18 protein-coding genes and 1 pseudogene are annotated in these 16,346 nt (G+C 35.3%); 14 read left to right on the top strand and 5 right to left on the bottom strand.

All coding sequences use genetic code 11. The features are described 5' to 3' along the window. Positions 1-50 precede the first annotated feature (50 nt). The 9 genes and pseudogenes from ACTYBU_RS15245 to ACTYBU_RS15205 all read left to right on the top strand — a co-directional run bounded on the left by ACTYBU_RS15245 (position 51) and on the right by ACTYBU_RS15205 (position 8,729). On the top strand, positions 51-1,565 hold the full coding sequence (locus tag ACTYBU_RS15245) for a class I adenylate-forming enzyme family protein (protein ID WP_445491050.1): 1,515 nt from the start codon (positions 51-53) through the stop codon (positions 1,563-1,565). Beyond that, the gene (locus ACTYBU_RS15240; RefSeq protein ID WP_445491048.1) at positions 1,565-2,161 is read left to right on the top strand and encodes a hypothetical protein; all 597 of its coding nucleotides are present in this window, start codon (positions 1,565-1,567) and stop codon (positions 2,159-2,161) included. The genes ACTYBU_RS15245 and ACTYBU_RS15240 overlap by 1 nt, the downstream gene beginning before the upstream one ends. 26 nt (positions 2,162-2,187) lie before the next feature. Continuing rightward, positions 2,188-2,718: a tetratricopeptide repeat protein gene (locus tag ACTYBU_RS15235; RefSeq protein ID WP_445491046.1), complete on the top strand. Its 531-nt coding sequence runs from the start codon at positions 2,188-2,190 to the stop codon at positions 2,716-2,718. Positions 2,719-3,430: 712 nt separating this feature from the next. Continuing rightward, entirely contained in the window at positions 3,431-4,939 is a 1,509-nt protein-coding gene (locus tag ACTYBU_RS15230) for a malate:quinone oxidoreductase (RefSeq protein ID WP_445491044.1), read from the top strand. 20 nt (positions 4,940-4,959) lie between these two features. Then, a pseudogene (locus tag ACTYBU_RS15225) lies at positions 4,960-5,530 on the top strand (DNA alkylation repair protein). A 209-nt stretch (positions 5,531-5,739) separates the two neighbouring features. After that, positions 5,740-6,996: a poly-beta-1,6-N-acetyl-D-glucosamine synthase gene (gene pgaC / locus ACTYBU_RS15220; RefSeq protein WP_445491042.1), complete on the top strand. Its 1,257-nt coding sequence runs from the start codon at positions 5,740-5,742 to the stop codon at positions 6,994-6,996. Beyond that, entirely contained in the window at positions 6,954-7,421 is a 468-nt protein-coding gene (gene pgaD / locus ACTYBU_RS15215) for a poly-beta-1,6-N-acetyl-D-glucosamine biosynthesis protein PgaD (protein ID WP_445491040.1), read from the top strand. Before pgaC ends, pgaD begins: the two co-directional genes overlap by 43 nt. Beyond that, positions 7,418-7,672 (top strand): hypothetical protein, encoded by a 255-nt coding sequence (locus ACTYBU_RS15210; RefSeq protein ID WP_445491038.1) that lies wholly within the window; start codon positions 7,418-7,420, stop codon positions 7,670-7,672. Before pgaD ends, ACTYBU_RS15210 begins: the two co-directional genes overlap by 4 nt. A gap of 262 nt (positions 7,673-7,934) precedes the next feature. Beyond that, complete coding sequence (locus tag ACTYBU_RS15205) at positions 7,935-8,729, top strand: SDR family oxidoreductase (protein WP_445491036.1); 795 nt, start codon at positions 7,935-7,937, stop codon at positions 8,727-8,729. Positions 8,730-8,819: 90 nt separating this feature from the next. Here ACTYBU_RS15205 and ACTYBU_RS15200 read toward each other — a convergent pair whose 3' ends face one another. The 3 genes from ACTYBU_RS15200 to ACTYBU_RS15190 form a co-directional block, all read right to left on the bottom strand. Beyond that, positions 8,820-8,960 carry a hypothetical protein gene (locus ACTYBU_RS15200; protein ID WP_445491034.1) on the bottom strand — a complete coding sequence of 47 codons (141 nt, stop codon included), beginning with the start codon at positions 8,958-8,960 and terminating at the stop codon, positions 8,820-8,822. 654 nt (positions 8,961-9,614) lie between these two features. Then, complete coding sequence (locus ACTYBU_RS15195; protein WP_445491032.1) at positions 9,615-9,965, bottom strand: hypothetical protein; 351 nt, start codon at positions 9,963-9,965, stop codon at positions 9,615-9,617. A 55-nt stretch (positions 9,966-10,020) separates the two neighbouring features. Continuing rightward, positions 10,021-10,533: a GNAT family N-acetyltransferase gene (locus ACTYBU_RS15190; protein ID WP_445491030.1), complete on the bottom strand. Its 513-nt coding sequence runs from the start codon at positions 10,531-10,533 to the stop codon at positions 10,021-10,023. A 181-nt stretch (positions 10,534-10,714) separates the two neighbouring features. Between ACTYBU_RS15190 and ACTYBU_RS15185 the strand changes: the two genes are divergently transcribed. From ACTYBU_RS15185 to ACTYBU_RS15175, 3 genes are all read left to right on the top strand, one after another. Beyond that, positions 10,715-11,065, top strand: a complete 351-nt coding sequence (locus tag ACTYBU_RS15185) for a hypothetical protein (protein WP_445491028.1) — start codon at positions 10,715-10,717, stop codon at positions 11,063-11,065. A gap of 161 nt (positions 11,066-11,226) precedes the next feature. After that, positions 11,227-11,586 carry a winged helix-turn-helix transcriptional regulator gene (locus ACTYBU_RS15180; protein WP_445491026.1) on the top strand — a complete coding sequence of 120 codons (360 nt, stop codon included), beginning with the start codon at positions 11,227-11,229 and terminating at the stop codon, positions 11,584-11,586. 114 nt (positions 11,587-11,700) lie between these two features. Then, the gene (locus ACTYBU_RS15175) at positions 11,701-12,204 is read left to right on the top strand and encodes a YbhB/YbcL family Raf kinase inhibitor-like protein (protein WP_445491024.1); all 504 of its coding nucleotides are present in this window, start codon (positions 11,701-11,703) and stop codon (positions 12,202-12,204) included. Positions 12,205-12,787: 583 nt separating this feature from the next. Here ACTYBU_RS15175 and ACTYBU_RS15170 read toward each other — a convergent pair. Then, a complete protein-coding gene (locus tag ACTYBU_RS15170; RefSeq protein ID WP_445491022.1) occupies positions 12,788-13,297 on the bottom strand; it encodes an NYN domain-containing protein in 510 nt (169 codons plus the stop codon). Between the two features lie 227 nt (positions 13,298-13,524). Next, positions 13,525-14,148 (bottom strand): LysE family transporter, encoded by a 624-nt coding sequence (locus ACTYBU_RS15165; protein WP_445491021.1) that lies wholly within the window; start codon positions 14,146-14,148, stop codon positions 13,525-13,527. 306 nt (positions 14,149-14,454) lie between these two features. On the opposite strand from ACTYBU_RS15165, the gene gvpU reads away from it, so the two are divergent. Then, complete coding sequence (gene gvpU, locus ACTYBU_RS15160; protein WP_445491019.1) at positions 14,455-14,865, top strand: gas vesicle accessory protein GvpU; 411 nt, start codon at positions 14,455-14,457, stop codon at positions 14,863-14,865. Positions 14,866-14,962: 97 nt separating this feature from the next. Continuing rightward, complete coding sequence (locus tag ACTYBU_RS15155; RefSeq protein WP_445491017.1) at positions 14,963-16,336, top strand: amino acid permease; 1,374 nt, start codon at positions 14,963-14,965, stop codon at positions 16,334-16,336. Positions 16,337-16,346: the final 10 nt, after the last annotated feature.

Here is a 16,346-nt window from a genome sequence, read left to right as displayed (position 1 = left end):
TTCTACATTCTAATAATAGAGCATGAAAATTTTTAGATGGGGTGTATTCAATGTTTCAAGTAGAAAAAGCGGTACAGTACTTTTCCGAACAGATTCCAGATAGAGTGGCCATTATGGACGAACAAAAGCAAGTTACCTACAAAGAGCTTCATCAGTCGTCAACCCAATGGGCGCATTTACTTTATCAAAAAGGTGTTGCCCAAAGCTATACGGTCATCATTTTAATGGATAATAGTACGAAGTTTATGCAACTAGTATTAGCTCTATCAAAACTACGAGTAAGACTAGTCTTCATCAATTGTCAATTAACCAGTTCGGAGATAGTATCGATCCGTGACAAGGTCAGTGCGCAATATATCATCACAGAGCTCAAGTATTGGAATAAGGTTAATGAAATACTGGAATCAACCGCCAATCTAGACGTTTTATTTGTAGAAAGAGAACAAATATCGCTGCAACAAAAAAATACGATCGAGTTGGATATAGCAATAACAAGCCAAAGCCATGATTCGCAGCACATTATCTTCTTTACATCAGGAAGTACTGGAAAACCAAAAGGAATTGCAATGGATAAAAGTAAATTTGATATGAGCTACGCAAAGGAAGCTACATTATCTGTACACTTGATCGCAAGGCCAATTTATTATCGGGCCCATTTTAGTTCTTTATGCTATATGCTGCAAGAAGGAAAAACAATATACTTGAGCTCCCATGTCATTCCTGAAAAATTATATCAGGCCATGGACGTATATAACGTATCCCATGTCATCCTGGGTTCTTATGACCTTTTGCGTACAATTCAATGGTTAGAAGAACAAAATGCGTTGTTTCCAGCGTCCGTAAAAGAAATAATCTCTACAGGGATGACGATTTCAGAAAAGTTAAAGCGCAAGGTACTCCCATTCGGACCGCATGTATCCTTTGTTGATTTGTACGGAACAAGTGAATGCGGAGCAATATCCATGATAGGTAATAAAGAATGGGAAACCAAACAAGGCTCCGTAGGGCGTCCGCTATTTTTTTCTAAGGTTATGGTTGTTAATCAAAAGGGAGAAGTATTACCTGCTCATACTACAGGAGAGGTATGTGTCAAAACGCCTTTTAGTATGGAAGGCTATATAGAAGATGAAGCATTGAATGAAGAGACGTTTGTTGGTGACTATATTCGGACAGGAGATATCGGGTATTTGGATAGGGATGGTTATATATATTTGATTGGTAGAAAAAACAATACAATCAATCGCTCAGGCAATATATTTCATGTATCAGATGTAGAAAAAGTAATCATGAAGCATCCAGAGATTCACAATGCTACAGTAGTTTGTTTAAAGGATGCGTATCATTTTCAAATTCCGGTAGCCTATATCGAACTTACCGATAAAAAACAAAAAGACGATCAATGGATGCAAGAGCTTTATGAATATTGTAGAAACCATTTGGCTGAATTTAAGATACCCGCTCACTTTGTCATTGTCGACCAATTACCATTAAATGCTGCGGGTAAAGTCGAACAAGCTAAGCTACAAAAATTTCTGCCAATGATTACGGAAAGGAGTGAGGTTTAATGCCTCAAGATTCCCATTATGTAAATCAAATAATATTTAACCTTTTACTTGTATCGACAAATCGAACGACAGATAATTTAGAAATTATTACAGGTGATACGATTTACCCAACAGTGATGAACCAAAACATGTGTACAACAGAAATTTCAACCTATAAACCTAACTATTATATAAGAGAATCTTATTTGCATACAGTTAGATCCAATTTTATCGTATCCCATAATATCGCTTTACTAGTCCCCGAAAATGTTCCCAATCCATTGTTAAAGAAAATTATGCAAAAAGAGGAAGGGATAGGTTCGGCAATGCGACAATTAAACATCTCATCATCAAGGAAAATTGTCGCGTTTGGTTATCGAAATAAACAGCAAGTAACCAATTTATTTAATCAGCCGATGGACCTTATTTTTAATCATGATGAAGATGTCCCGTTTAAGGAATACCATTTATTCTTTGAAAAACAGGAAGAACCCGGCATTCATTTATTAGAGTACTTTAATCCCAATATTTTGTTGACTCGGACAGAAATGGAGGGAGTAAATCGGGATACAGTCCCAATTAAGGAGATAGATCGATCATTGGTAAGAAATAAATAAAGCTACAAATAGGGAGAGGGATAACCGTGACTCGACCAGATAAAGCGGACAATGAATGGACGGAAGTGAAAGAATTAATGGATAGCGCTTTGTTAGAAATGAAAAATAAAGATATGAAAACGGCCATTCAATTGTGGGAAAAGGTCATCCATTTAGATGGAAATAATGCGGACGCACATGCATGGTTAGCAGCATGTTACGGAGCATCTATTGATGACACCAATTTACTTAATAAGATGGTATTAAATGCTAAAATGAAGAAGGAATTAGACAATGCATTTTACATTTCACCAAACTCTCCAGTAGCTCATAAAGTTCTGGGAATTCGTTATTTGAATGCACCTCCTAAGTTTGGTGGTGATGTGAATAAAGCAATAGAATGTTTGCTAAACAGTATCAAATTTGACAATAAGGATGCCGATGTACACTATTATTTGGGAACAGCATATCTAAAAAACAATGAAACAGACAAAGCCATTAACTCATTTCAAACCTGTATAGAAAAAGACGAAAGCCATGAAGAAGCAAAGCAGAAGCTAGCGCAATTACAATTATGAGGGGGGACCATAGGTAGATAAAGTGAATATTTTCCAATTGGGCAGAATACACTTGGAATTACCTTTTGATTAATAATAAGATCTAATCCAAATTGAAAAAAACAGTTAGATTCATAACGCTGAACCATATTATAAGCAACAGCGAAAATTAGTTTGAAGGTAATTTAGTGCATGTTGAAAGAACATGTGGAATAGAGTCGATTTTAAGCCTCTAGGACTAAAAAGTTCTAGGGGATTTTCCATGAGTAATGCTGACAAAATATCCAACCATTTTATAAAATGAATTGAATGGTTTATTTTAGGTTTAGTAAATAACTAAAACTGGATATCCCCTGAGTTCGAGAATATGACGTTATTCTGAAACATCTACAAAAGAAAGGGAAACCTTTTTCATGTCTAAATAAACCAGCACAGAGCAGCTAAGATGAGTGGCGGTTCACTGATAAGGGCAAAACAAATAAATCCTTAACTCTTGCAAGAAACTGGGTAATGGCCTTGATTTTTGTATGTTCCTAGGGCATTGTGGACGGACTCCTCACTTTAAAAGCATAGTGGTAGATATTTTAAACTTTAAAAAATTGTGATAGACTATGATAAGTTTATAATCGATACAGAAAAGGTGTGTGACTAGGTCGCGCCTTGGCTCGTTGTGACGCCTAAGCAGGAGCGCCTGCATCCTTTCTGCAAATTTTAGAGTATAAGGATGGTAAAAATGACCGACAGACAAATTAAAACAGACGTTATTTTAATTGGTGCCGGAGTCATGAGTGCGACTTTGGGTTCACTGCTTAAAGAATTGGTACCTGACTGGAAAATTACAGTGTTTGAGAAGCTCGAAAACGCAGGAGAGGAAAGCTCTAACGAATGGAATAATGCGGGAACAGGGCATTCTGCTCTATGTGAGCTTAACTACACCGCTGAACAACCGGACGGATCCATAGATATTAGCAAAGCTATAAAAATTAATGAACAGTTTCAGGTTTCCATGCAGTTTTGGTCTTATCTTGTAAACAGCAATTTGATACGTAATCCTCAGGACTTTATCATGCCATTGCCTCATATGAGTTTAGTGCAAGGGGAAGAAAATGTAGCATTTTTAAAAAAACGTTTTGAAGCACTGTCAAGCAATCCACTGTTTCAGGGGATGGAATTCTCCGATGATCCGGGAAAACTGATGGAATGGCTTCCGCTTATTATAGAAGGCCGTACATCGAATGAACCGCTAGCGGCAACAAAAATCGACTCTGGAACGGATGTCAACTTTGGTGCTTTAACACGCATGTTGTTTGACCACTTAACGAGTAAAAACGTCGAGATAAACTACAGACATTGTGTTAATGATATGAAACGTATCAGCGACGGCTCATGGGAATTGAAAGTGTGTAATCTCGATAGCGGTAAAGTCGAACGCCATACTGCAAAATTCGTCTTTATCGGAGGTGGGGGCGGAAGTCTGCCATTACTACAAAAATCCGGAATTCCTGAATCAAAGCATATTGGAGGATTCCCGGTAAGCGGATTATTTATGGTATGTAACAATCCGGATGTTATAGAGCAGCATCATGCAAAAGTATACGGTAAAGCTAAGGTTGGTGCTCCGCCAATGTCTGTTCCGCATCTTGACACAAGATTTATCGACAACAAAAAATCATTGCTCTTTGGACCGTTTGCCGGCTTCACACCCAAGTTCTTAAAAACAGGTTCAATGTTTGATTTGTTAGGTTCTGTAAAACCGAATAATGTCTTCACTATGTTGGCGGCAGGCGTAAAAGAGATGTCATTGACAAAATACCTGATCCAGCAAGTTATGTTATCGAATGAAAAGCGCATGGAAGATTTACGAGAGTTTATCCCGAACGCCAAAAGCGAGGATTGGGATATAGTGGTAGCTGGCCAACGTGTGCAAGTTATCAAAGATACTGAGGCCGGCGGTAAAGGAACACTTCAATTTGGTACGGAAGTTGTAAGTAGCTCTGATGGCTCGATAGCTGCATTGCTCGGCGCATCTCCGGGTGCTTCTACTGCCGTTCATGTCATGCTTGATGTAATAAAAAAATGCTTTCCACAACATATCAAAGAGTGGGAACCGAAAATAAAAGAAATGATTCCTTCTTATGGCATATCACTAGTGGAAAACCCAGAGCTTATCCACGAAATTCATACTTCAACAGCGCGGACGCTTGGCTTAGCGGGTAAAAAACAAGTGTTAAAGGAAGCATAAATTGCCGTTTTGGCAATTTTATGCTTCCTTTAGTTTTTTTAAGTACCTTTGAAGAGCTTTATTCCACAGGTAACTACGACGCAATGTACTTTGCATTATTGCAAACCCAAAAGCTATGAGTGAGTCGGATTTTGATCGTTGGATGGGGCGTATTTTTATATGCTGTCCGATTATGTGGTGGCAGTAACTTTATAAGAGTCAGATTTTGCACAAGACGTTGCTGATAAATGGATTGCAAGCGGTGACGAGCTGAGAATGTCAGCGGGCTGGAGTTGCTACTGCTGGCTTTTAGGGAATCGCCTAGACAAGGAATTTTCCGAAAGCAAGATTTCCAATATGCTTGAAATGGTGAAAAATACGATTCATGATTCGCCAGAAAGAACGAAATCCGCTATGAATAATTTTCTATACACCGTGGGGATTTCATATTTGCCGCTACATGAAAAGGCAGTCGAGACCGCAAAGGAAGTAGGTACAGTAGAAGTAAAACGGGACAAGAAAAAAAGCAGTTTTCTAAATGCTTACGAAAGTATTCATAAAGAAATTGATAGAGGGAGGCTTGGTTTCAAACGTAAATATGTAAGATGTTAAAAATTAACTTAGTATTGGGGTGTTGATCCAAGAAGGATTGACACTCTTTTTGTTGAAGTTACTGAACCAACGGGCAGAAAGGTGAAGGAGAATTTAAATCATAATTTTTTCTAATATGTTCCAGTTTATTTTATTTTTTAAATACCTATTTAATAGTTTTGGTGATAGACTTGTAGTTGTTTGTATTATTTTTAAGGAGTATTAAAAAAATGGACTTTGAGAAAGTTTTCACACCAACTCTCTCTGGAATTACTAGTTTTGTTTTTTGGTATCCGCTAATTATGTCTCTTTTTTGGATTGCTGGAACGATTATTTATATATGGTTTCGTGACAGGGATCAAAAAATAGATTTTTCGAAAGTGAATTGGCCACTAATTACTTTTTTAGTACCATGCTACAATGAGGAGGATACAATAGAAGAAACGCTAAGGAATTTACGGAGTTTAAGTTATCCATTGAAAGAAATTATTTTAATAAATGATGGTAGTACGGATGGAACTGCCGCCATTCTTCATAAATTAAGCAAAAGCTATTCGGATGTTCGGATTATCCAATTATTTCAAAACAGAGGAAAAGCGAATGCATTGCATTTAGGAGCCCATGCTGCGAAAGCAGAGTTTTTATTATGTTTAGATTCTGATGCCATCTTAGATGACGATGCACCATATTATTTGATATATCACTTTCTTCATAAAGGAGAACGCCTTGGTGCTGTGACGGGAAACCCTCGGATTAGAAACCGGAATACATTGTTAAGTCGAATGCAATTAATAGAGTATTCGTCTATTATTGGTGCCATTAAACGTACACAGCGAATTATAGGAAAAGTGATGACCGTATCTGGTGTAGTGGTAGCATTCCGAAAAAAAGCACTAGTAGATGTTGGGCTGTGGGATCGCGATATGATTACCGAAGATATTGCTGTTAGTTGGAAATTACAGCAGCGCTTTTGGGATATACGATACGAACCTAGGGCATTATGCTGGATGTTTGTGCCTGAAACACTTAGAGGTATTTGGAAACAACGAGTTCGTTGGGCACAAGGTGGTCAAGAAGTAATGCTTCGCCATTGGCGTGTATTATTTCAATGGAATCAACGCCGAATTTGGCTTGTTTATATCGAACAGTGGATTAGCACTATTTGGTCTTTCGCCTGGTTGTTCGTTACTTTACTGCTCATTCTAGCAGCAGATGAACCACAAGAAATGTTAATATGGTTTACCTTTACATCCTTTACACTAGTAATGATGAGTTTAATTCAATTATTTATTGCCTTAAAAATTGACTCCAAATTTGATCATGTAAAACGATATTATCTTTGGGCTGCATGGTATCCTGTAATTTATTGGATTGTCAATACGCTTGTGGTCATTAGGGCTTTTCCCAAAGCAGTAAGATCACGATTGAAAGGAGGCTATGCGACATGGAGCAGTCCAGATCGAGGTTTGACGAAAAACAGCAAATAATTATCTCCGATAAACAGCCTTTTGTACGCTTTATTATTAGTTTATTTTTCACTGCCTTTTTTTGGGTGTATAGTTTGTTTGTTGTGTGGTTCTTTACTTCCGCTCTAATAGGAGTGAATGATCGCTATAGTGGAGTATTAAAAATTGCATTTAAAACGGTAAATAGTGAGATAAGAAGTTTTGTTTATATCTCTATTCTAATTTTCTTTTTCTTTTTAATCTCATTATTCTTTTGGAGATTATATAATAAAAAGAGGTTTGGGTCTTTAAATAGACGGAAACCAGTAGGGAAAACCACGATCAATGATCTTGAAAATTTAGGGCTTTTATCTAAAGAGTCTATAGAAGTTTTGCAGCAGGCACGCTATATTGAGTTTCAAGTCAATCCTTTAAAAGATGTCGTTGAGGATAAGAAAATAGGATGAAAAAATATGGTTTTTTCTTTTTCCCTATAATAATTCTTGCAGTTATTATTGGTTATAAGATGATGAATTGGGAACAAACAAAAACAACAACGAAAATAAACCATAAGCTTGCAGCTGAAGGCTGCATTGGATTAAACTATCATCGGATGTGCAAACCTAGTCTTTTTAATCAGGTTGTTAGTTTCATCACGAGAACAGATGAATTAACAGAAGTTCCTTGGCTGAGTAGTTATTACAAGTATAATAGATAAAGAGAATTGGGTTTATCTGTTGGATAATGGGGTAAATAATGCGAATAAGAAAAAAGAAGCAGTTATGATTGTCATAACCTTGTTTTTTCTTATTTGCAGGATATTTGTATGTGCAATCTTTAAAAGCAGCTGAGAAAGAAATGGTGTTTCTTCATGTAGGACAAAGAAGAAGATAAGCACAGTAAATTTCACAAGGGAGGCATTCCCCTCGTAGATATAGAATATCTTGCATTAATTCATTTTATCGCGGGAGGAGATTTATTTGAACAGATTAAAATCAAAAGTTGCTGTTATTACAGGAGCAAGCTCTGGAATAGGAAAAGCGACCGCTGAACTATTTAGCAAAGAAGGAGCAACAGTTCTTTGTGCCGATATTAAAGAGGAAAAGATGAGAGATGTTGTAAAGGATATTCAATCATCTGGTGGTGATGCAAAAGCATATTTTGTAGATGTATCCGATGAACATAAAGTGGTGGAGTTTGCTAACCAAATAAAAGAGGAATATGGTTATATTGATATTCTTTTTAATAACGCTGGTACAGACACAGAAGGCGGAAAGCTCCATGAATATCCAATTGAATTATGGGATAAGTTAATGTCTGTTGATTTAAGAGGAACCTTTTTAGTAAGCAAATTTTTGATTCCACTCATGTTGAATAAAGGCGGATCCATTATTAATAATTCGTCTGTTTCAGGATTGGCAGCAGATCTTGACCGTTCTGGATATAACGCAGCAAAAGGCGGCATAACAAACCTTACTAGGGCAATGGCGATTGACTATGCAAGAGATGGTATTCGTGTAAACTGCATTGCGCCAGGAACAATTGAAACACCATTATTAAATGATATAATGGGGGAAGAAGCAGGTAAAAAATTCCGGCAGGCATATGAATGGGTAGATCCGATGGGAAGATTAGGAAACCCAGAGGAAATAGCTTCAGTGGTTCTATTCCTAGCATCTGAAGACAGCTCCTATGTAACAGGAGAATATATCACCATTGACGGTGGACACATGGCATATACATGGGCCGGCAAACTGCTAAACTCAAGGTTATAAGAGATAATGCTAAAAAGCGGATGAGTAAATTTTAATTTTCTCATTCGTTTTTTCAGAAGATAGGAAGCATAAGTATGGAACGTTTATTCATTAATTAATGAATTTTGCGATTGAACGTATAAGAAATCGTGCAAAATAGTAGAAGAGTTCAAATAAGTCAATACCTAAATCCAACCATTCCCATCTCCGTTTTTTTGATCGCTCTTTTTTCTTCTTTTCTTGGAACTTCAAGATTTATCCCCTCCTAATTATCGTGCAAAATATGATTTATATAGGATTCCAGCTATAGATATAACTGCCAATATTTCCCGAATATAGGACAAAGAAATTTTCTTGGATATTTTACTGAACATTAGAGTAAGAAGCAGGAAGAATATTATCACTAAAACGATAGGGAATATAGAAGTGTTCATTTTTTTCTCCTTCTCATTAATGTATAGAGAAAATGGGGATTTTGGAATTTTTATGTCATTAACATGTTCTATTATTTAGATACTTTTTCTAAAGGCTCTGTTAAGTTTCATTGTTGTTGATTTTTGAATAATCATTTTGGTTTTCCGAAGCTTATCGCTCCGCGGAAAGCGAGCGATAAGCTTCGGAAAACCTATTTACATTCATGTTTAAACAATACTTATTTTCAGGGTAGACACCCATGCAACCAAATTCGCATCATTGCCCATGAAAAGAAGAAGTATCCCTTTTTTTTAGCGCAGAGCAGCCGGCATCCACGAAGACTTCTATGGGATTAGCGGGACAGCCGAGACCCCACAGGATCCATGCTCCGAAAAGGCTTGGCGCCCGCCCCCTGGAAAGCGAAGAGTATGCCGGCTGCGGACTACTCACAAGAACATCGCACTTTTTAGGGGAGCCTTTCTAAAAGTGACCTTATATTTTTCTTACTCGTTTGGCATTCGAATCGTAAACTTTTGTTAAACTGTGAATTTTTGTTGCAATGATATTATAAGGAAGTCTTTCTCTTAAAGTTGGAAATACTTGTCCAGTATAATCATCTATACTTTTGCAGTGAAAATTTTCTGTCATATAAATTTGATAAGAACAGGAAACTCTCACAAATATCCCATCTGACTCTTGAAAGGGATCGGAAATAGAAACCACTTTAAAAGCATCCTTATATTTATTTTTTGTCTTTTTTATTTTTGCTTCTAATTGTTTTGCATATGCAGAAGTGTTGTATATTTTATGGTTAAAATATACAACGCCTATTGCTTCAATCATGGTGCCCTCCTGTGTGAATTGTTTTTGCCATTTCACCACTGCTTAAAAGAAGTAATTATTTTTCTACAGGATTGTCAGGTCCCTTAAGATCTAATTGATAAAATGCTAGATTTAGCCATTTACCGAATTTATATCCTGCATTATGAATGGTTCCCGAATGATAAAAGCCCAATTTTTTATGGACGATAATGCTTTTTTCATTATCTGCATCAATGCCGGCGACAATTGTTTTATAGCCCTCTTTTTCAGCAATAGAGATTAGTTCTTTTAATAAAATCGTTCCAATTCCTTTTTTTCGGGCATCTTTATGTACATAAACAGAATGTTCAATCGAATATTTAAAAGCAGGCCATGGTCTAAATGTGCCATAGGTGGCAAAACCTACGACTTTGTTATCTTCTTCCATCACCAGAATAGGAAAACCTGCCTCCCTTTTTTGCTTATACCATTTTTTTCTATCTTCTAATGTATGCGGAGTGTAATCATATATTGCAGTTGTGTTAAGAATGGCATCATTGTATATTTCCAAAATTTCAGGTAAATCTGGTTCTTGAATTGTTCTAATCATTTATATCACTCTCTTTGTAGTATAATTACTAGTAGTATACCATTTATTTTAGTCGACAGCAGGTTCCATATTTACCTTGTTGTTAATTTGTGATTAAAAAAAGAGTGGATAATAAATTGTGCGGGGGATGCATGACTATGAATTGGAAGAATTTTATCGAACGTAAACTAATCACCACTTTTTGTTGACTATCATTATTTCAACATGTATGGCTGGTTATTATTTATTGGGATTAAAAGAAGAAACGAATATTACCATAATCGATTATCTTGTTTGGTTTTTGGTTTATAGCCTTTACTCTGACTGCATTATATTATCGTTCGGCAATCTTGTTTCATTCTTAATCGAATATATTCATCAAAAAAATCTACCTGCCCGTTTTAATTTACATATTAATGCATTGCTTATTCGGTCTATCCATTGGCTTAATTTTACAAGAAAAAATTTGGCGTTATATGGATGTGCTGAAGCCTTATGCTACGGACTTATTGATAGATGGAAATATAATACGCAGGAAAAGGAAAAAGTATAGGAGTTTTTCTTTTTATTCCCCTTTTTATTATTGGGACATTTCTAATTTATTTTCCTTTCTTTTCATAAGGAGAAACGAAAATTTCAGCAAGGAAAAAATATCTAGATTCTCTATTAACACTTTATATTATAGAAACTTACATTTAAAGAAGGTGAAACAGTATGAAAATTCGTGAAAAGTTCACATGTCCCTTAGAACTTATACATGACATGATAAAAGGAAAATGGAAACCGATCATTTTATGGAGACTACGGCTAGGAAAGACTTCTCTATCTCAATTAGAAAAAGACATTATGGGAATTAGCCAAAAAATGCTATTGGAACAATTAAAAGAATTAATGGAATTTGGCTTTGTTAACAAAAAGGTTTATGAAGGGTATCCTTTGCGAGTTGAATATTTTTTAACAGATCCACAAGGAGAAAAAATGGTAGATGCCCTAAATATAATGCAACAAATTGGTATTGATTACTTAATTAATAATAATAAAGAAAATATTTTAAAGGAAAAAGGAATTATTTAAAATACGATTCATACACACTAAAAAGTAAGTAATATACAAGTGAATAGGCATCCAATAAAATCAGTTGTAATAAGGAACTGCGCAGCTCCTTGAATAAATAAGGAGGGTATTATTATGATTGTTACAAGTTCAGGTATTACAGATGGGAAACTTCATGATAAATATGGAAAGAGAGGGACTGCTTTTAATGAAAATGGTATTCCTTCTTGTTCTATTCCTTTAAAAATTGAGAAATCTCCAATAAATACGGTTTCTTATGCACTTGTATTAGAAGATAAGGACGCCTATCCAGTAACAAGAGGATTTTCTTGGATACATTGGCTTGCTGCTAATATAACAAAAAATGAAATTCAGGAAAATGAAAGTCAAAATACAAATGATTTTTTACAAGGATTAAATAGTTGGACCAGTATACTAGGTGGGCGACAAACCAAAGCTCTTTCCAGTTTTTATGGTGGAATGACTCCACCTGATTGTCCACATCTATATGAACTTCATGTTTACGCACTTGATTCAATACTTGACCTTGAAAATGGATTTCTTTTGAATGAATTGTATAAAAAAATGGATTCTCATATATTAGCTCAGTTTACTCTAAAAGCGCTATATGATAACTAAGGGGCTGCTATTATATGGAGTTTAAAACCCCATATTTAGATAGAAGAAAGGAGCTATAGGTCGTTTAACAACTTTTTGGAATCACTTTTTTGCTCTTAGTATTTGCAAAATTTAGTACAGAAAAATTATTTTTATGTTCAACATTGGAAGCAATATTAACTTTACATATTATAAAGGGTAAAAGGTTCTAGAAGTTAAGTTTGAAGTTTGCCAGCCGTTAGGGGGTATTTTTTTAATTAGTGGAGTTATAATTGAATGTCATGGCGGCTGGTGCGTTCCAATCTAATTGAAGTTGTTAATATTGACTGTAAGTAAAATTATAGGTTATTTTCCAATAAAAAAATTGAAAAACATATATGGTAACATAACTTAAAAAAACTAATAAGGATGAATGAATGTTTGTTAAGAATGTTAAAAAATTTTTGAGGGCATCCATGATTATTAAATAGAAGGTTTGTATAAACAATTTGGCAGGTCCTAGTAAGGGAGCTGTCCATTGGGGATAGAAATTGCTTCACTTTTTTCTTGATTGTTCTTTAGGAGCATTTGAGAAAGGACATCTTCTCATTGAAAAATAAAAGATCTATGAAGGAAATGACCTTGCTTTCAACCAATTCTGTATAAAAAATTCTTTATTTAATATATATACACCTGAAGAGTAGTCAATTAATTTCCTTGCGTTTTTAACGCCATCTTTTTCAGTAGTTGCAATAAATACTTCTTTGTTTAACTTTCTAACTTCATCGACTGCTTTTATAAAATCAGAATCTCCACTTAATAATACGGCTTTATCATAGTTATTATTAAAAGCATCTATTAACATATCAAGAGCTAAATTAACATCCGTTCTTTTTTCTTTATTATCCCAGCCAATTGTTTCTTCCATAATGTCAATATGAGGATAATGGCTAAGTTTATTTAGCAGCCCGCCCATGCTAGAACCACCATAGATTTTTATTTTTCCTAATTCTTCTTCCTTGTTAAGGAACATTTTATGAATATTTACAAAGTCTAAATACGCTCTACTGCCTAAATACTTATAAGAGTAGGCAAGAAAATTGTACATATCGATATAAATATTTACTTTTTTCATTTTTTAACACCTCCCATTTTTATTATAACAAATGGAAAGAAAAATCGATACTTTCATATTTTGGAAAGTTGTTGAATCCATCTTTTCTCTAAGAATTTATCATTTCCCGACAGAAGACTCCCACCTCAAGGAATGTGGAGGGAACAGCCCAATGAGTAGGAGGGAGATGAATGATGGTTGGCGTTAGCCAAAAGTTTCCTTAGCTGATTCTAAAGAAACTTTTAATATTATAAAAAAAATAAAATGCCATTGTAGCCAAAATAAAATCCGAAACCTATTAAAGAAAAAGCAGATATCTTGGAGATGAGTGTAATCATCCGATAGGATAAATAATTTTTGAATATACTTGATAATGTGGCCATTGTAATATCCCAAATAAATAATCCTAATAAGATGCTGCAGCTGTATAAAAGCATTTGGGCAGTACCGTATTTTTGTGCAGAATTGGCTAGTACGGAACCATATACTCCCAGCCAAAAAACAATGGTTAAAGGATTGGAAAGACTCATTAGAAAGCCAGTCCGATAAGAGTGGAATGCAGATTCTTTATTACTGGATGTTCGTGTAAGGTGATTTTCTGAACTGACCAAGCTTTCAATACCTGTATATATAAGAACAAATCCTCCGAAAAGCCAAAGAAATGTTTTTATTATCGGAAATTCAAGAAACTGTGCTAATCCAATGTATACCGCAATCATATAAACAATATCAGCCGACATGGATCCTAAGCCTATCAGCCATGAATGAAAAAATCCGCTTCTTAACCCTTTATTTAATTGAGCAGCATTTACTGGACCAATAGGTGCTGCTAAAGAAAGTCCTAATAATATATAACTAAATATGGCTCCCACTAGTACGATTCCTCCTCCAAGTTTCCGTCTTATAATTTCTATTCAGTTAGATCAGCTTGTACGACAAAAAGATAAAAATACTTGCATAGTAATTTTGGAAGAAACAGATAATACCTGTGTTATCAAAACATCATTAATAGGCAGTGATTCTATATTTAATAATTGGATAAAAGTTTAAAAATGTATGTCTATTTCGAAAGGCGTTATCCCTTCCTATATAGGGAGACCATTCAATTAGTTAAAGAATCGTAATAAAAAAAAGAGACTAGAGTTTTAAGCGGAAAAAAGATAAAAGGGGCAAAAATGATGACAAAAGAAAAATTGACAACAAACGATGCGGTGTTGCTTATGTTTTTATCTTTAGTAGAAGAAGACGGAGTTGAAACGGCTTTAACACTAAATGTTAATGGGGTTATTGTTTCGGGCACGTTAATTGGAGCGAACGCTTACTATAAAGGGATTACAGAAGCCTACCATGAGTTAAGTGACAGTGTATTGTCTAAAATAATGGAAAAAAAATTCACAGATTTAGAAGACGCTTATATCAAACAGAAGGAGGAAGATAATAAGGAGGAAGTCGCAAACCCGGAAGCATTTCTTCATTTGAAAAATGCAAAATATGCTTTAAATGACAATACATCCTCCTCTATTAGTACATCATGGTGGAGAGGAAGAATTTCTTCTATTGATGCTATCTCTATTAACGCTTTAAATTAATGGAGATAAGCAATAATTTGAAGAGTTATAGGGGAAAAGGTATTAGTTATGGAGAAAAAAATAATAGTATCGATCATTTTGATGAGGGAGTTATTTTATGAGTAAAGACAGTAGTTCTATGTGTTCAGGAAATTCATCAAGCAACAAGGGGCAATTAAAATGGTGGCAGCTATCGATCATTGGAGTTGGCAGCACCATTGGAACAGGTTATTTTCTTGGATCTAGTATTGGGATAGAAATAACCGGATCTTCAATTGTTCTTTCTTTTTTATTAGCGGCATTTGGAACTTACATAGTATTTAGTGCATTAGCAAAAATGACCGCTGAAGATCCGCAAGAAGGGTCTTTCTGCTACTATGCAGGCAAGGCATATGGTAAATGGGCTAGCTTTAGCTGTGGGTGGAATTATTGGTGTTCTAATATACTAATTATGGGCAGTCAACTGATTGCATTGTCCATCCTCTCCCGTTTTTGGCTCCCTCATGTTCCTTTATGGATTTTTGCAGCAGGATTTGCTGTCCTTTCTATTATTGTCGTTTTATTGGGGACCAATGGTTTTGATCGAATAGAAAATATACTGGCAATTTTAAAATTTGCAGCCATTATTATGTTTATCCTCCTTGCAGCAGCAGCAATTTTTGATTTATTGAGTGAAGATGGTGCCAGACAGCCGTATATGCCAATTGAAAAGAAAGTTCTATTTGTGGATCAATTTAAGGGGTTTTGGGCATCTCTTATTTATGCGTATTATGCATACGGGGGCATTGAAGTCATTGGAATAATGGCCATGCAGCTGAAAAAAAAAGAAGAAGCTCCAAAAGCAGGGAAAATCATGCTGATTTGTTTAACGGTAGTTTATGTGTTATCACTCGGACTTGCTGTTTCGATGGTATCCATCGAATCCTTTCATGAAAAGGAAAGTCCTTTTGTAACCGCTTTATCCAATTATCACTTGATCTTTTTCCCACATGTTTTTAATGGGGCAATTATCATTGCTGGATTCTCTACCATGACTGCTTCCTTATTTGGTGTAACGAACCTGCTTGTTACATTAGCGGACGACGGAGATGCTCCCGCAGTATTTTCTAAAAAAAGTAAAAAGTATAAAAGCATGGCATTCTATTCGTTAGGACTTGCAGCTCTTGGATTAGTGGTTTCTATTGTCACAGCGCTGCTGCTACCGGGGAAAATATATGAATATATTACAACTGCTGCCGGGATATTATTACTGTATAATTGGCTTTTTATCTTACTATCTTCATTCAAGATTCTATCCAATCAACTATGGAACAAAATAGCTTCCATTATAGGAATTGTCTTAATCCTTGGAGCTGTAAGTGGAACATTATTAGAAAAAGAAATAAGACCTGGCTTCTTCATCAGTTTATTTTTTGTATTTATTATCTCGTTAATATGTATCAAAATGAAAAAAACTTGGAAAAAATCAAGCAGCAAAATTCGCTATTATTAAAGCGCATCCT

The organism is Niallia sp. 03133 (assembly GCF_052663225.1).
Note: the sequence above shows the minus strand (reverse complement) of the source record. Positions and strands in the feature narration are given on the sequence as shown.

Bases quoted from the DNA above. Each gene is read 5' to 3' on its own strand.
- ACTYBU_RS15245 (WP_445491050.1), top strand. From the start codon at position 51: ATGTTTCAAGTAGAAAAAGCGGTACAGTACTTTTCCGAACAGATTCCA.
- ACTYBU_RS15240 (WP_445491048.1), top strand. From the start codon at position 1,565: ATGCCTCAAGATTCCCATTATGTAAATCAAATAATATTTAACCTTTTA.
- ACTYBU_RS15230 (WP_445491044.1), top strand. From the start codon at position 3,431: ATGACCGACAGACAAATTAAAACAGACGTTATTTTAATTGGTGCCGGA.
- pgaC (WP_445491042.1), top strand. From the start codon at position 5,740: ATGGACTTTGAGAAAGTTTTCACACCAACTCTCTCTGGAATTACTAGT.
- pgaD (WP_445491040.1), top strand. From the start codon at position 6,954: ATGGAGCAGTCCAGATCGAGGTTTGACGAAAAACAGCAAATAATTATC.
- ACTYBU_RS15210 (WP_445491038.1), top strand. From the start codon at position 7,418: ATGAAAAAATATGGTTTTTTCTTTTTCCCTATAATAATTCTTGCAGTT.
- ACTYBU_RS15195 (WP_445491032.1), bottom strand. From the start codon at position 9,965: ATGATTGAAGCAATAGGCGTTGTATATTTTAACCATAAAATATACAAC.
- ACTYBU_RS15190 (WP_445491030.1), bottom strand. From the start codon at position 10,533: ATGATTAGAACAATTCAAGAACCAGATTTACCTGAAATTTTGGAAATA.
- ACTYBU_RS15180 (WP_445491026.1), top strand. From the start codon at position 11,227: ATGAAAATTCGTGAAAAGTTCACATGTCCCTTAGAACTTATACATGAC.
- ACTYBU_RS15175 (WP_445491024.1), top strand. From the start codon at position 11,701: ATGATTGTTACAAGTTCAGGTATTACAGATGGGAAACTTCATGATAAA.
- ACTYBU_RS15170 (WP_445491022.1), bottom strand. From the start codon at position 13,297: ATGAAAAAAGTAAATATTTATATCGATATGTACAATTTTCTTGCCTAC.
- gvpU (WP_445491019.1), top strand. From the start codon at position 14,455: ATGACAAAAGAAAAATTGACAACAAACGATGCGGTGTTGCTTATGTTT.
- ACTYBU_RS15155 (WP_445491017.1), top strand. From the start codon at position 14,963: ATGAGTAAAGACAGTAGTTCTATGTGTTCAGGAAATTCATCAAGCAAC.